18 protein-coding genes and 3 tRNA genes are annotated in these 14,975 nt (G+C 34.6%); 8 read left to right on the forward strand and 13 right to left on the reverse strand.

Annotation, left to right across the window (positions count from 1 at the left end):
* Window positions 1-276: 276 nt before the first annotated feature.
* The 3 genes from ACNQGO_RS04315 to ACNQGO_RS04325 all read right to left on the reverse strand — a co-directional run bounded on the left by ACNQGO_RS04315 (window position 277) and on the right by ACNQGO_RS04325 (window position 586).
* Window positions 277-359 (reverse strand) — tRNA-Leu (locus tag ACNQGO_RS04315).
* Window positions 360-401: 42 nt separating this feature from the next.
* A tRNA-Lys gene (locus tag ACNQGO_RS04320) sits at window positions 402-474 on the reverse strand.
* A gap of 39 nt (window positions 475-513) precedes the next feature.
* Window positions 514-586 (reverse strand) — tRNA-Lys (locus ACNQGO_RS04325).
* Window positions 587-713: 127 nt separating this feature from the next.
* Here ACNQGO_RS04325 and ACNQGO_RS04330 point away from each other — a divergent pair.
* Window positions 714-1,232, forward strand: coding sequence for a shikimate kinase (locus ACNQGO_RS04330; RefSeq protein ID WP_417968783.1), 519 nt, complete (start codon window positions 714-716; stop codon window positions 1,230-1,232).
* Here the strand turns inward: ACNQGO_RS04330 and ACNQGO_RS04335 are convergent.
* A complete protein-coding gene (locus ACNQGO_RS04335) occupies window positions 1,224-1,724 on the reverse strand; it encodes a phosphoribosyltransferase family protein (RefSeq protein ID WP_417944598.1) in 501 nt (166 codons plus the stop codon). The two genes, ACNQGO_RS04330 and ACNQGO_RS04335, sit on opposite strands and share 9 nt — an antisense overlap.
* A 97-nt stretch (window positions 1,725-1,821) precedes the next feature.
* Complete coding sequence (locus ACNQGO_RS04340) at window positions 1,822-2,208, reverse strand: RNA-binding S4 domain-containing protein (RefSeq protein WP_309759964.1); 387 nt, start codon at window positions 2,206-2,208, stop codon at window positions 1,822-1,824.
* 78 nt (window positions 2,209-2,286) lie between these two features.
* On the opposite strand from ACNQGO_RS04340, the gene ACNQGO_RS04345 reads away from it, so the two are divergent.
* The gene (locus ACNQGO_RS04345; protein ID WP_417984368.1) at window positions 2,287-3,300 is read left to right on the forward strand and encodes an FKBP-type peptidyl-prolyl cis-trans isomerase; all 1,014 of its coding nucleotides are present in this window, start codon (window positions 2,287-2,289) and stop codon (window positions 3,298-3,300) included.
* Between the two features lie 71 nt (window positions 3,301-3,371).
* On the opposite strand, the gene ACNQGO_RS04350 is transcribed toward ACNQGO_RS04345, so the two are convergent.
* From ACNQGO_RS04350 to ACNQGO_RS04360, 3 genes are read right to left on the reverse strand one after another with little or no spacing between them, the layout of a single operon-like run.
* Window positions 3,372-4,325, reverse strand: coding sequence for a transketolase family protein (locus tag ACNQGO_RS04350; RefSeq protein WP_417968781.1), 954 nt, complete (start codon window positions 4,323-4,325; stop codon window positions 3,372-3,374).
* Window positions 4,326-4,327: 2 nt separating this feature from the next.
* On the reverse strand, window positions 4,328-4,948 hold the full coding sequence (locus ACNQGO_RS04355; protein WP_417968780.1) for a hypothetical protein: 621 nt from the start codon (window positions 4,946-4,948) through the stop codon (window positions 4,328-4,330).
* A 9-nt stretch (window positions 4,949-4,957) separates the two neighbouring features.
* Complete coding sequence (locus tag ACNQGO_RS04360; protein ID WP_417984370.1) at window positions 4,958-5,806, reverse strand: transketolase; 849 nt, start codon at window positions 5,804-5,806, stop codon at window positions 4,958-4,960.
* 149 nt (window positions 5,807-5,955) lie between these two features.
* On the opposite strand from ACNQGO_RS04360, the gene ACNQGO_RS04365 reads away from it, so the two are divergent.
* The 3 genes from ACNQGO_RS04365 (at window position 5,956) to ACNQGO_RS04375 (ending at window position 8,246) form a co-directional block, all read left to right on the forward strand.
* Window positions 5,956-6,534 carry a Crp/Fnr family transcriptional regulator gene (locus ACNQGO_RS04365; RefSeq protein ID WP_417984372.1) on the forward strand — a complete coding sequence of 193 codons (579 nt, stop codon included), beginning with the start codon at window positions 5,956-5,958 and terminating at the stop codon, window positions 6,532-6,534.
* A 94-nt stretch (window positions 6,535-6,628) separates the two neighbouring features.
* Window positions 6,629-7,141: a hypothetical protein gene (locus ACNQGO_RS04370; RefSeq protein ID WP_417984374.1), complete on the forward strand. Its 513-nt coding sequence runs from the start codon at window positions 6,629-6,631 to the stop codon at window positions 7,139-7,141.
* Window positions 7,142-7,151: 10 nt separating this feature from the next.
* On the forward strand, window positions 7,152-8,246 hold the full coding sequence (locus ACNQGO_RS04375) for an alkene reductase (RefSeq protein WP_417947980.1): 1,095 nt from the start codon (window positions 7,152-7,154) through the stop codon (window positions 8,244-8,246).
* Between the two features lie 126 nt (window positions 8,247-8,372).
* Here the strand turns inward: ACNQGO_RS04375 and ACNQGO_RS04380 are convergent, their stop codons facing one another.
* From ACNQGO_RS04380 to ACNQGO_RS04395, 4 genes are read right to left on the reverse strand one after another with little or no spacing between them, the layout of a single operon-like run.
* A complete protein-coding gene (locus tag ACNQGO_RS04380) occupies window positions 8,373-8,660 on the reverse strand; it encodes a rhodanese-like domain-containing protein (RefSeq protein WP_417947979.1) in 288 nt (95 codons plus the stop codon).
* A 19-nt stretch (window positions 8,661-8,679) separates the two neighbouring features.
* Window positions 8,680-9,189, reverse strand: a complete 510-nt coding sequence (locus tag ACNQGO_RS04385) for a MepB family protein (RefSeq protein ID WP_417984376.1) — start codon at window positions 9,187-9,189, stop codon at window positions 8,680-8,682.
* A 35-nt stretch (window positions 9,190-9,224) separates the two neighbouring features.
* A complete protein-coding gene (locus ACNQGO_RS04390; RefSeq protein ID WP_417984377.1) occupies window positions 9,225-9,935 on the reverse strand; it encodes a DUF4328 domain-containing protein in 711 nt (236 codons plus the stop codon).
* 8 nt (window positions 9,936-9,943) lie between these two features.
* A complete protein-coding gene (locus tag ACNQGO_RS04395; protein ID WP_417984379.1) occupies window positions 9,944-11,263 on the reverse strand; it encodes a serine hydrolase domain-containing protein in 1,320 nt (439 codons plus the stop codon).
* A 479-nt stretch (window positions 11,264-11,742) separates the two neighbouring features.
* On the opposite strand from ACNQGO_RS04395, the gene ACNQGO_RS04400 reads away from it, so the two are divergent.
* From ACNQGO_RS04400 to prfA, 3 genes are all read left to right on the forward strand, one after another.
* Entirely contained in the window at window positions 11,743-12,120 is a 378-nt protein-coding gene (locus ACNQGO_RS04400; protein WP_417984381.1) for a hypothetical protein, read from the forward strand.
* Between the two features lie 157 nt (window positions 12,121-12,277).
* Window positions 12,278-13,114, forward strand: coding sequence for an alpha/beta hydrolase (locus tag ACNQGO_RS04405; RefSeq protein ID WP_417984383.1), 837 nt, complete (start codon window positions 12,278-12,280; stop codon window positions 13,112-13,114).
* A gap of 396 nt (window positions 13,115-13,510) precedes the next feature.
* Entirely contained in the window at window positions 13,511-14,587 is a 1,077-nt protein-coding gene (prfA, locus tag ACNQGO_RS04410) for a peptide chain release factor 1 (RefSeq protein WP_309755656.1), read from the forward strand.
* A 105-nt stretch (window positions 14,588-14,692) separates the two neighbouring features.
* On the opposite strand, the gene ACNQGO_RS04415 is transcribed toward prfA, so the two are convergent.
* Window positions 14,693-14,962: a hypothetical protein gene (locus ACNQGO_RS04415; RefSeq protein ID WP_417978977.1), complete on the reverse strand. Its 270-nt coding sequence runs from the start codon at window positions 14,960-14,962 to the stop codon at window positions 14,693-14,695.
* Window positions 14,963-14,975 lie beyond the last annotated feature (13 nt).

Consider the following 14,975-nt stretch of genomic DNA (forward strand, 5'->3'; position numbering starts at 1 on the left):
AATAAAAGCATTTAGATCTCAATTCAGAGGAGTTAGAAATATAGAATTCTTCCTTTTTAGACTAACTAATATTTATGCTTAATTTTTGCTTCCCCACAGGTTTTGGGATTGATCCATAAACCATCGACTACAGCTTTGGTAAACGATAAAAAAACGAATTGGATACCGAGCTAAAAATAGGGCATAAAAAAAACGCTCCACTAGGAAAGCGTTTTTAAAATGTGAAGCAGATGTGTAACAAAATTAATGTTAAGTCAATAATTGCGCTGCTATCTGTGACCACGGCGGGATTTGAACCCGCACGCCCTTGCGAGCACCAGCCCCTCAAGCTGGCAAGTCTACCGTTTCTCCACGTGGCCTAAAAAAATAAAAGGCCAAGTAATAAATTACTCGACCTTTTGTGACCCGACTGGGGCTCGAACCCAGGACCCCATCATTAAAAGTGATGTGCTCTACCAACTGAGCTATCGAGTCAATGCTTTCAAGAAAATTATGTGTTGATCACTTAAATTGTGACCCGACTGGGGCTCGAACCCAGGACCCCATCATTAAAAGTGATGTGCTCTACCAACTGAGCTATCGAGTCATTTTCTTTCCTTGAACGCGGGTGCAAATATAAGGACTTATTTTGGAGTTTACCAAGCAATTTTATTATAAATTTGTCTTTTTTTAATTAAATCACTCAACACCTTAATTTGTAAGGTTTTATTCAGATGAAAAAAATTATATTGTTAGGATATATGGGTTGTGGGAAGTCTACAATTGCTGTAGCGTTGTCTACTAGTATCGGAATTCCGTTCGTAGATCTCGATAAAGAAATTGAAGCAAAAGTAGGATTGTCTATCGATGCTATTTTTAAAAAGCACGGTGAAATATATTTTAGAAAGCTTGAACACGAAGTTTTTATCGACTTATTGAATAATTCAAAGCAACTAATCATTGGTTTAGGTGGCGGAACTCCATGTTATGCGAATAATCATGAGTTGCTAAAAGGCACTAATGTAGTATCCGTATATTTGAAAGCTTCCATTGATACGCTTTTTCATCGTTTACATCACAACAAAAGCAAACGCCCTCTGATTGCGGAAAAAAACGAAGGCGAAATGAAAGAGTTTATAGCCAAGCATCTTTTTGATCGAAGTTTTTATTACAATCAAGCTCAATATAAAGTTGTGGTAGATGATAAAACAATTAAGCAAACAGTACTTGATATTGTTTCGATTTTAACTTAGATAAGCATAATTGGTGTCGTTTTCGTCAAAAACTACTTGTACATGTTCGTACAATGAGGTAGAAAGAGAAATTCCTTTGAAGTCAGCTTTTACGGGATATTTTTTATGGTTGCGATCTACAAGCACTGCTGTTTTAAACTTTTTTAAAGGAACGTCTATAAAATGCCTTACTGCATATATTAAGGTAGTGCCTGAATTTAGTACATCATCAACAAGAACCAATCCTTTATTAGCATATTCGTCTTTTGATAAAGAGGTGTGAATGGGTAATTCAGGATGTTGTTTGTTAATTTGTACTTCGCAAAGCGAAACTTTGATGGTAGAGATAACTTCTAAACTCGCAGCTATTTTTTTTGCAAATATAAAACCGTTAGTTGCAATTCCTGCAATGACAATTTCTTGCTCGTCTACAAAGGTTTCGTAGATTTGATAGGCTATTCGTTTTATGGTATGTTCAATTTCTTGATTAGTCAAAATTATATTCTTGCTCATGGTTTTTTGTTTTGTTGGAGGGTTGAAGCGGCTATTTCAAATAGTTGAAGAACGGGGATTTTAGAGGAACTTTAAACCTAAATTTATAGTGTCTAAATCAATCTTCTTCGTCTACTATGATTTCATTTCCAAATTCATCGATATCTCTCCTGTCTTTTTTCGTGGGTCTACCAGTACCATTTTTTCGGTAATGTTCTTTGGATAATTTTAGTAATTCTAAATGCTGATACGCTTCTGCTGGAGTATCATTTCTTCTATAAATATCTACTAATTTAGCTGCAACACGATTATCTGGGACATCTAGAACAGTAATGATTTGCGTAATTTGATCTTTACGAAAAGTGATTTTATCTGTTGCAAATACCTCTTTAGAAGGTTTGGCGACTTGGCCATTTACTGTAACGTGGTTTTTTTTACAGGCTTCAGTAACCATGTTTCTGGTTTTGTAATACCGCACGCACCATAAGTATTTATCTATTCTCATAAAATTTCTAAAATCGGAGTTAAATAGTTTACAAAAATCAATCAATATTGTATCTTGCGCACTTAAAAATTAGCTATAATGAACAAATTTAAGTATTATTTTATTTTATCAATTACAACTTTATCTTTATTTTCATGTTCTAAAGATGATGCTACTGCTGAAATAACTCCGCCCAGAGATTTTGCAGTGCAATATGCTACTGATTTAACTGATATTGAAGAATATTTAAAAACATATTCCATAACCGTTGTCAATCATCCGGGGTTTGCAGATGATCAAGACGTTTCTTTTAAAAAAATTGCAACTGGAGGAACTGAACCTTCTATTTATTCTTATTTAAATAGCGCTACTTTTCCAAAACTTTTAAGTAAAGAGGTAAAACTTCATGATATCAGTTATAAATTGTACTATTTAGTATTACGCGAAGGAGTAGGGCAACAGCCTACCAACGTTGATGGTGTACTTACGTCATATAAAGGAGAGTACTTATCACGAACTAAAGTTGCTGATGTAGAGACCTTTGGAACTACTTTCTTTGAAGAAAGTAAAAATCCACAGCAGTTTTTTAATCTACCTTCAACAATTGTAGGTTGGGGTGAATCTTTTCCAAAATTTAAAGGAGGTACGTATTCATCTAATCCTGATGGGACCGTTTCGTATAGAGATTTTGGTGCTGGTGTCTTTTTTATACCATCAGGATTAGGTTACTTTTCTCAAGGTCAAAATAGTATTCCAGCGTATGCGCCTTTAATTTTCAGTATCAAATTATATGAAATCAATAGACTAGATTCAGATGGTGATGGAATACTAAATTTCCAAGAAGATTTAAATAATGATGGATACATTTACAATTATAGCAATAAAGTAAATTACCCAACGTTTCCTGCAGATAATATTCGTTATGAAGATGATTCTGATAAAGACGGAATACCAAATGCTTTAGACACAGATGATGATGGTGACTTTATAAGTACGAGAAAAGAAATTACAGATGCTAATGGTGTTTTAATTCCATTTGCATCCATCCCTTCTTGTAACGGAAATACAACAGATCCAACTCGAATTAAAAGGCATTTAGTACAATGTAACTAAAAAAAAATCAAGGCATAAAAAAACCAGTTCAAAATAAATGAACTGGTTTTTTTTTGGAATCAAATGAAAGCCTACTTTCTTTTCATTACTCTTTCTACAGCTTCAACAATCGCTTGATTGTTCAATTTGTATTTATCCATTAATTGTTCTGGTGTTCCAGATTCTCCGAAACTGTCATTTACTGCTACAAACTCTTGTGGAGCTGGACTGTTTAATGCCAAAACTCTTGAAACGCTTTCGCCAAGACCACCCAAAATATTATGCTCTTCAGCTGTAACGATACATTTTGTTTTTGCTAATGATTTTAATATGGCTTCTTCATCCAATGGCTTTATGGTGTGAATGTTGATCACTTCAGCAGAAATTCCTTGTAGCTCTAGAGCTTCGGCAGCTACTAAAGCTTCCCAAACCAAATGTCCTGTTGCAACAATCGTTACATCAGATCCCTCCGTTAAAACAATAGCTTTTCCTATAACGAACGGTTCATCAGCGGGCATAAAGTTAGGCACTACTGGACGGCCAAATCGCAAGTAAGCAGGACCATGATGATCTGCTAGTGCTAAAGTAGCTGCTTTGGTTTGGTTGTAATCACACGTATTAATTACGGTCATTCCTGGTAACATTTTCATCAAACCAATGTCTTCCAGGATTTGGTGTGTGGCACCATCTTCACCTAAAGTTAATCCAGCGTGAGAAGCACAAATTTTCACATTTTTTTCAGAGTACGCTACAGATTGACGAATTTGATCGTATACTCTTCCTGTAGAAAAGTTAGCAAAAGTTCCTGTAAAAGGAATTTTCCCTCCAATAGTTAATCCTGCTGCAATTCCAATCATGTTTGCTTCTGCAATTCCAATTTGGAAAAAACGCTCTGGATGGTTTTTTTTGAAATCATCAAATTTCAAAGAGCCAATTAAATCGGCACAAAGTGCAACTACATTTTCGTTTTTTTGACCCAATTCCGTCATTCCCGCTCCAAAACCCGAGCGTGTATCTTTACTTCCTGTATTTGTATATTTTTTCATTGTTAGATCTTTGGAATAATTAGTTTAGTTGCGATTGTTTTTTTAGTAATTCTTTCATAAGTACGAATATTTCCATTTTTATAATCTACAATGATTTTTATTGGAATACCAATTGATATTTTAAAATCAGTATTTAAAAAAGACCCATGCGAGAAAGAATTTAAAAATTCTTCATTAAATTTCACATCACTATTTTCATATATAATTTCAATTGCTATTTGTGCTCTTTTCATTTTTGGTCTTGCGTATCCTAAAATTAAAACTTTTGTTTTAATACTGTCAATCAACGTTTCTATTTGTTTATAATAAAATTTGGGTACTCGTTTAGCATTAAATTTCTCTTGTTTTTTACTTTCTTCGTAAATAAATGAAACTGATTTTTCTAAATTATGAACTTTAAATTTGTGATAAGTTTGTTTCTTTTCTTCAAAAATAGAACCGTACATTTCGAAATCTTTACTATGACCTGTAAATAAGTTTGTATTTTTTAAAGAATTAACCATATAAAAATGGATATTTCCGCTAGAGATATTTTTGTATTGAAGAAATATATCGTAGATAAATTCTTGAGAATAAATACTTCCCGACCATACTAGAAATATAAATAAAGATTTTAGCTTCATTTCTTAAATTTAATAATCTCCTAATGTAATAGGATTTTGACCCAAAGCAATTTCAAGTTGCGTGTCATTAGGCGCTTTACCGTGCCATGCGTGACTGTACATCATAAAATCGACACCATTACCCATTTCAGTATGCAATAATACACATACTGGTTTTCCTTTTCCAGTTCTTGATTTTGCATCGTTCATTCCAGCAATGATAGCTTCGATATCGTTTCCTTTTTCGATTTCGAGAACATCCCAGTCAAAAGCTTCAAATTTAGCACGGATACTTCCCATAGCTAAAACTTCGTCTGTAGAACCGTCAATTTGTTTCCCGTTCAAATCGATTGTAGCAATAAGATTGTCTACTTTTTTGGCAGAGGCATACATAATTGCTTCCCAGTTTTGACCTTCTTGCAACTCACCATCTCCGTGAAGCGTGTAAATGATATGATTGTCACCATTTAGTTTTTTAGCTTGTGCTGCACCAATTCCTACAGATAATCCTTGACCAAGTGAACCAGAGGCAATGCGCACTCCTGGCAAACTATCATGCGTTGTTGGATGTCCTTGTAATCTAGAATTAATCAAACGGAAAGTCGCTAATTCAGCTACTGGAAAGTAACCGCTTCTTGCTAAAACGCTGTAAAAAACAGGAGAAATATGCCCGTTTGAAAGGAAGAAAAGGTCTTCTCCAATTCCGTCCATTTCAAATCCTTCTTTGCGGTCCATTATATTTTGGTATAATACGACAAGAAATTCTGCACAACCTAATGAACCACCTGGGTGACCTGAGTTGACTGCATGTACCATTCGAAGAATATCTCTTCTAACTTGGATTGTTAAATCGTTTAATTGTTGTGTGTTCGGTTTCATTTGTGTGTTAAAATTAGACTCGGCAAAGATAAACAGTTATTTTGATTTTAGATAGTTCCGTTTTTAGATTTATCATTAGTTATAAAGGGTGTCCTTTTTTGTGAAATACTATTTTTTTGTTCTAATAAGGTAATTACTATCTTGCGAGCATGTTTGAACAATTATTTAAGAGTATTCGAGAAAAAGTAGCATTGACTCCGACTGAAATGGAGCTGTGCAAGACTTTTTTTATTCCTAAAAAGCTACGTAAAAAGCAAACATTGCTTCAAGAAGGTGATGTTTGTATCTATAATGCATTTGTCGAAAAAGGGATTTTACGCTCTTTTTCTATAGATGAGAAAGGAAATGAACACATTGTGCAATTTGCAATTGAAGGTTGGTGGATTACTGATTTAGCTAGTTTTCTAACCAACAGCAACTCTATTTACACCATAGAAGCGCTTGAAGATTCAGAATTGCTGTTGCTCACCACCGAAGCAAGAGAGGCATTGATGGATCAAATTCCAATGTTTGAACGCTACCAACGCTTACTATTGCAAAATGCTTACATTGCAAATCAAACCCGAATTAATTCGGCATTGACCGAAACGGCCGAAGATAAATACCTTAATTTAGGAAAAGCATATCCCGGAATTGTAAAACGGGTACCCCAACACATGCTTGCTTCCTACCTTGGACTTACCCCCGAAACTCTGAGTAGAGTTCGCAAACAAATTAGCAAAAAATAGTAGAATTCCTTGATGTAGATCAATGGTATTTCTTGCGCTACATCAACACTCTCTTGGGTATCGTTATTTATTTTTGTACTGTAAAATAAAGGCAATGACCAATAGAAAAACAGTCGCAATACTAGGTGTTTCCAATAGCAATGCAATTCTTTTAGCAACACATCTTGCCCGAGCGCATGCTGTTCTGCTTTTTGATACGGATCAAAAGTTGCTTTCACGTATTTATGCACAGCTACTTTTAGAAAACCCAAATGCACAAGTTGAACCGATGCGTTGTCCAACCAATGCAAGTTGGGAAGCTGATATTATTGTGGTTTCTGATAATGCTTTAGCAAATGAACCGCTAACACAGCAAATCAGGAAGGTGTCTACAGGCAAAATCGTCCTTATTCTTGAAAGTATAACCGATGAGAAAAATAAGAATTCGTATTTTGAAGTACTATTTCCTTTTTCTAAAATTATATATTGCTGTGAAGGCAAAGCAGATGCAATGGCAACTCTTTCTCTAAAAGGAAATGATGTTCAGGCTTTGGCAACTCTTGTTACTTTTTTTACCACTATTGGTTTAAAAATCAATGTTATATTTCCAAGTACAATTAACTCTTAACAAAAAAGAAATGAGTAAATCAATTTTATTTCAATCCTATACTCTGGGGACTCGTAGTTTAAAGAACCGCATGGTAATGGCACCCATGACACGAAGCCGCTCTAACAATAAAGGAAATGTTCCTACAGCATTAACGGCTCAATATTATGAACAAAGAGCCACTGCAGGTTTAATTGTAACCGAAGGTACTTTTGTGAGTACAAAAGCAGTAGGTTTTATTAATGTTCCAGGAATTTATAGCGAAGCTCAAACCGAAGGTTGGAAATTAGTAACCAAAGCCGTTCATGATAAAGGTGGAACTATTTTTGCCCAATTGTGGCATACGGGCCGCTTGTCTCATCCTGATTTGCATGATGGCGAATTACCACACGCTCCTTCAGCATTGAATCCATTTGCAAAAGCGTACACAAATGATGGTTTTGTAGATACCGTTGTTCCTAAAGAAATGACTATTGAAGACATTAAGCAAACGGTCTTAGATTTTAAAAACGGAGCAAAAAATGCTATTGCTGCAGGTTTTGATGGAGTCGAATTGCATGCGGCCAATGGGTATTTATTGCACCAATTTTTTAATGGGTATTCCAACCATCGATCTGATGCTTATGGTGGATCAATAGAGAACAAAGCCCGTATCTTATTTGATATTTTAGATGCTTTTGATGGTATTATTGATTATGCTAAGGTTGGTGTTAGATTGAATCCTTCACTGCACAATGCGCAAGGAATGATGCTAGACCAGCAGACAATACCTACCCACGAATACATTATAAACAGACTGAATGATTATGGACTAGCGTACATTCATTTAACAGAGCCTTTCACAGATGTTTCTGAAGTACCTTTTGCAGTTACTGAAGTAGCGAAACATTTCAGACCGTTTTACAAAGGAACTTTAATCATCAATAAAAGTTTTAATAAAGAAACAGGTATTAAGGTTATTGAAGACGGGTATGCTGACTTAGTTGCGTATGGCGTTCCCTTTATCGCAAATCCTGATTTGGTAGCACGTTATGAAACGGATGCTCCTTTGAACACTCCAGACCAAAATACTTTTTACACCGATACGGTAAAAGGATATACAGATTATCCAGCTTTGAATGGCTAAGTAGTTTTATACTTTAAAAAATTGATTAATACATGTCAATACAGTATTAGAAAGCCCGCTACTTGCGGGCTTTTGGTATTGAGTAATTTCAATAGAAAGTAATGATCGATTCAGTTATTATTAAGTTTATAACTCAGCTTGTGCTTGAAGGTAATTTACATTCAACCAAGAGCCACCGTTGTAACATTCAATTCCGTAAGCAGTCAGAAAAATCTGCGCTTGTTCGCTTCTATTTCCTGAGGCGCAACACAATATAAAAGGTTTTTCGAGTTCGTGAATTTCTTGCATTCGATGCTGAATTTCTTGAAGCGGAATGTTAAATGATCCAGCAACATGACCTCCTATAAATTCTTCATAAGAACGCACATCAAGTATAGTTCCCTTTTTTTCTTTAAGTATTGTGGCTACTTCCATTATTTTTTTAATTAATAGATTAGTGTTGTTTTAAACGGTAGAGATTTTTTGCTTTTTCTAAATCTAAAGGTTGCTTTATCGGAATTTCTAAAAAGTAAGGCAACTGCCATTGTTGTGTTTTTTGTGCTTGTTTGCTTGATGGTAAGTCCCAAGGAGGATATACACGCATACCTCGTTTTCCTTCCTTTAGATGGGTACTTATAATTCCTTGGTCGGCTAGAACTAATCGTGGGAAAATGAATTGACCAAATTCGTTCTTGCTTTTTGTATTAATAATAAAAAAATCAATTGCGTCAGCTACCTCGTATGGGGCGATAGTACCTTTGTTACTTCTTTTCCAAAAAGTCACAAACTGTCCAATTTTGGTTGGTGTTATTTTCGCCAGTCTAAAAAGTACAGCAGTTCCATTAAGCTCAAATTGACAAGCGCTGTAAGCAAGGCTTTCTTTTTCTAATTTGAGATTGCTAAGTTGAAACCCACAGATATCAAATACAAGTTCTGCAGTCTCTATTAGGTTTTTGGGAATCATAGTGTGATGTATTTGTACTGTTTCCTAGTGCATGACTAATTTTCTATTGACTGAAAATCAGTGTCTAAAAGGATTTGTTCTTGCTCTATTTCAACATCCAAATTACAAAATAGTGGTTCAATTTCGGCATAGTCTTTTATGATTTTGACAGTGATAAGGGCTAGCGGAATACCAATTATAGAGGCAATAATACTCACAATAGTTACTGTTGTTAACTCTTCCAGCGTCTCTGCTTTCTGAGAATATCGGAATACAAATTGACCTAAAAAAGAAGCGATCAACCATAAGGCCCACCACCAACGAATGAATTGGGTATTTAGATTTACCTTGCTATTCTCTTGTTTTGTAGTTAGTAAATTTTGAGTTTCTACATACAATTCTTTCATAATTTGTTTAGGTCTATACAACGAAATAAAGGGAACAAACCAGCAACCAGAAGCCCAGCCTTCGGTGAAGGATAGCGTTTCTGCTTTTAGGTGAAGGTTAAAATAAGCTCTGCGAAACCATCGGATAAAAGTTATCCCAGAAATGATATAGGTAACCAAATAAATAATGGCTATAATTTTTTGGCGTAAGTCATTGCCAGTGGCAGTTTCAGTAGAAATTTGGCCACCATTGGCCACAGTTTGTAACAAATCATACTGCAAGTAATCAGAAAGTATTGAAATTATTTCGATAGTGAGTACCGTCCATATGAGCATCATTGCAATTTTTGCTCTCTGGCCGTTTGGGCGCATTTTTTCCATGTTTCTTTCTAGTTTTTATGCAGTATTGTTTCGCTACCACCTTGTTTTATAATCAATTGCTTTTCATTGGGATTGAATTCTATTGTTATTCCTGCCGCTAAAAATTGAAATGTATCTTTCTTAATAGACTCTAGCGGAAATGCCGATTGTCCTGTAGCTTGCGCAAAAAGTGAAGCGTTGTCCTTTGTGATCATAATTTTTATTGGAAATCCAGCAGTGGAGTACTCGCCTAAATAGGGATCGAGTTCTTGGGAGGTAAGGGTAATGGCAGTAAAAGTAGGAATCACGAATGGTTTGTTAAAATAACTGCTCAAAGCGGCTACTATAATATCACTGTTATCGTAGTTTTTTCCGTTTGAGGTTAGCGCAATAGCCACTTTATCTGTTGGGAAATAATATAACACGGAACTAAATTCATCGATTCCTCCTTTGTGACCAAATCTTTTTTTGTCTTGAAACGGAATTTGGAAAATACCCATTCCGTAGTTGTCTTGTATCGTAGTCATTTGATTCAAACTACTTTCATTAATTATTTTTTTGGCAAACAAGTTTTCGATAAATAGTACTAAATCCGATGGATTTGAAACAACAGCTCCAGCACCCATTGGGATTGACATATCTGTTTCGGTCCCTTTTATCCATTGACCAAATAATTTATAGGAGTTGGCTTCGTTATTTTGAACGTTTATTTTACTGCCTACGTAAGTATTTTTTAGACCTAATGGTTTTGTGATTTTATCTTTTAGAATAGTATCATAGGGTTTATTATATATTTTTTGAAGAATATAACTGAGCAAAACATAATTAGAATTGCTATAGTTAGCTTTACTGTTGGGTTCAAAATCACTTTTAGCTTTTGCTATAATAGCTACCATTTGAGATTCTGATTGTGGGGTGGTATTATATCGAAGGTATTCCGCATCACTAGTAAAGTTGTGAATTCCGCTTCTGTGATTTAATAAGTTACTAATTGTTATTTTTGAAGCATTTTCAATTGTTGGGTAATAGCTTGCCAATGTTTGATTTAAGGATAGTTTCTTTTCTTCGATCGCCTTAAAAATTAATACGGATGTGAACATCTTTGAAATCGAACCAATGCGGTATTTAGTTAAAGGAGATGCTTTTGTATTGGTTTCAACATCAGCTTTTCCAACTGATTTAGAATAAACGAGTGTTCCATTCTGCGAAACAACGATGCTTCCCATGAATTTATCTTTTGCTTCAAGAATTTGAAACAAACTATCCAATTTTGCAACATTCATTTTTTGGGAATATCCAAGCCCAAGAACGAAGCTAAATAAAAGTGTAATTAAAATTCTCTTTTTCATAAGTGTTTGAATTGTGTTTGTTTAGATCCTTCGGTGCAATGACAAAACAAATTTACTTGCTTTTTAGATTGGCAAATGCATCTTTTTTATCAAATTCCGGGTAAATATATACGATTTAACTGATATGTAATTTTTTTGTAAAAATATTTTTACCGGCTTGCGCCAAAATGGGAATTTTTAACTTTCATATACTGTTTTAGTTTAAGTTTTGGCTTGAAAACTAGATTGCTTTTGAAAATTGAAACTGAAAAAACTTTTTTAATGTCATGATTTAGCCATTTTAGGATTTTGATCTACCAAGTTGCAAAAGATCTTATAGTTTTTAAACCGTAAAATCAAAAGCTACTGAAACATAAGAGTTTGTTAATTACGCCACGTTTTAGATTAATTAAGGGTAACTTTATAAGATAAAATAAAGTTTACTGTGGCATTTTTTTTAAACAGTTAACACTTGATTAGTAACAAATACATATAGAAAGATGTCAGAAAAAAGTAAAAAACAATTTGGGGTTTGGATGGATTCGCATCATGCTACCATTGTAGGAAGAGAAAATGTAGATTCCGGAGATTTCGTAGTTTTAGGTCATGAAACCGTAGACGGACAAGGCTACAACACCAGTGAAAATGCCGCTAACAGTGCCGAGAGAGATCTGCTACGTAAATTATTTAAAAGCATTACGGCTCATATGCAAAACGTAGATGAATTGCATGTAACGGGAACCGGCACGGCGCAAGAGCAATTTATCAATTATTTGAGCGAAACACCTCAATATAAAAATGTAGAAGCCAAAGAAAGTACCTCTAATAAAATGAGTGATGAAAGTTTAATTGACTTTGTGACGGCACAATTCAACTAATAGATTTTTAATAATTTTTAAAAAGCTGCCTGAAAAGACAGCTTTTTTTTGGTATTACAACATTTAAATATTGTATGATTCACTTATTTATTTAGTTCTTGTCGCGATGAAACTGAACGATATTTTATTTAATAGTACCTTCGTAAAAAAAATAGTTATGCGTTTTTCCTTGGTCATCATCGTTTTATTAAATGCTTTGCTGCTGGTTAATTGCAGTTCGAAAAAAAATACTAATATTTCCTATCAATCAACTATTGTTGAAAACAGTAGCAACATACCACAATTAAACATTTTTGTTCCGCGAAAATCGAAAGCAGAGCAATCGCAAGTATTGATTTTTGTACATGGAGGAAACTGGAATAGCGGACGAAAAGGAACTTATGATTTATTGGGCCGCAATTTTGCCAGAAAAGGCGTAATCACTGTAATCCCGGATTACACACTAAGCCCAGAAGCGAATTATGATGCCATGGCAAAGCAAATTGCAGCCGTCATTCAGTGGACTAAAAAGAATATTAGCCAATACAACGGAAATCCAAATCAAATTTTTATCACTGGACATTCAGCAGGAGGACATCTTGGTGCTTTGGCAGTTATGAATCCTAAATATGGGACAGATCCAAAAAACATTGCTGGAATTATTTTGAATGACGCCGCTGGATTGGATATGAAAAATTATTTAGAAGGGAATCCACCCACAGCCGAAGATGATTATTTAACAACATGGACCACCAATCCAGAGCAATGGAAAGCGGCATCTCCAATATATTTTATAGATAAAAACACACCTCCGTTTTTAATTTACGTAGGCGACAAAACCTATAATTCCATAAAAATTGCCAACAGTAGATTTGTAAGTGCTTTAAAACCATTTCAACCAGATGTCACGCCTATTCGCTTGAATAAAAAGCATGTTCCAATGGTACTGCAATATTTTTACCCTTGGAGCGATAGATTTGATGAGATTCTTACTTTTATGAAACAAAATAAGTAACAATTCATGTTTTGGGTATTCATTTTATCGATGCTTAATCCTAATGATTTTTTTAGTGAGATTTTAATAGCATAATGGCTGTTGTCTTTAGAATTAATTATCTTATTGTTTAATTTAAGTTTTTGCTGTGTTCAATTCATAAATGCAAAAGACAAAGTAGATAAGTTCATAGGCTTATAAATCATCACTTACTTTATTCAAAGACTGACAATTTTCAATCATTTCGCCAAAGTATTATCTTTAATTTGATCCATAAAAAAGGTTTATAGCACTTTTGAAGTGTAAAAATATTTAGAAAAAAACCTATAAAAAACTCGGATTACAATCTCAACTTGAAACCGACCACTTTAAACAAAAATTTCGTAAATTTGCACTCCAAATAAAAGGGATAACAAAATGTTAGATAGACTTCAAATAGTAAAACAACGTTTCGATGAGATTTCGGATTTGATTATACAGCCGGATGTGATTTCCGATCAAAAGCGTTATGTGCAATTGAATCAAGAGTACAAAAATTTAAAAGCATTGGCCGAGAAGCGTGATGAGTACGTGCTGATTATGGCAAATATTGAGGAAGCCAACGAAATTATAGCCGATAACAGTGATGCAGATATGACCGAAATGGCCAAAATGCAACTCGAAGAAGCAAAGGAAAGATTACCAGAATTAGAGGATGAAATCAAATTTATGTTGATTCCAAAAGATCCAGAAGATGCCAAGAATGTTATGGTAGAAATTCGTGCTGGAACAGGTGGGGATGAAGCGAGTATTTTTGCAGGGGATTTGTTCCGTATGTATACCAAATATTGCGAAAATCAAGGGTGGAGAACTTCTGTGGTAGATATGAACGAAGGAACTTCAGGTGGATTTAAAGAGGTTATTTTTGAAGTAACTGGCGAAGATGTTTATGGAACTTTGAAGTTTGAAGCGGGTGTACATCGCGTACAACGAGTACCACAAACAGAAACTCAAGGTCGTGTGCACACTTCAGCAGCAACCGTTATGGTATTACCAGAAGCAGAGGAATTTGATGTTCAAATTGATATGAATGATGTGCGTGTCGATTTCTTTTGTTCATCAGGACCTGGAGGACAATCAGTAAATACAACGAAATCAGCGGTTCGTTTGACACACATTCCAACAGGATTAGTGGCGCAATGCCAAGATCAGAAATCACAACACAAGAATAAAGATAAAGCTTTTGGCGTATTGCGTTCCCGTTTGTACGAACAGGAATTAGCTAAAAAACAAGCTGAAGATGCTACCAAACGTACTTCTCAGGTAAGTTCTGGTGACCGTTCAGCTAAAATTCGTACCTACAACTATGCACAAGGTCGCGTTACCGATCATCGTGTAGGTTTGACGTTGTACGATTTAGGAAATATCATGAATGGTGACATTCAGAAAATTGTAGATGAGTTGGCATTAGTCAATAACATGGAAAAATTGAAAGAGGCTAGCGAGGTATTTTAAATAAAAAAAAGTGAAATTCGTTTCACTTTTTTTTGCAATACTCGGGATCTGAAAGAGAATTTTTATAAAAAAATAAGCAATGAAGCCTATATTTAGTTTTAAATACTATTTGTAGGCTTCAATGATTCTATAAGTTACCAAGTCATTTGTTCCCATTAATTTGATTGTTTTTAAAGCTTGTGCTTCTGACATTGCATAGCCACTTGCTGAACCAGTAGTTGTGCTTACTTCCCAAAAATATACTGTTTTATCAGTCGATTTGCTGATTTCAAGTTTTTGTTTTTTTGAAATTGCAACTGGATTGATTTTTTCGTTTTCATTTGCAAAAGAAATTGTGGTTGCCAAGATAAAGGCTGCTAGTGTAAAGTTTTTCATTTTATGATTTTAT

This window comes from Flavobacterium frigidum, from assembly GCF_048286735.1.
Lineage (GTDB): Bacteria > Bacteroidota > Bacteroidia > Flavobacteriales > Flavobacteriaceae > Flavobacterium.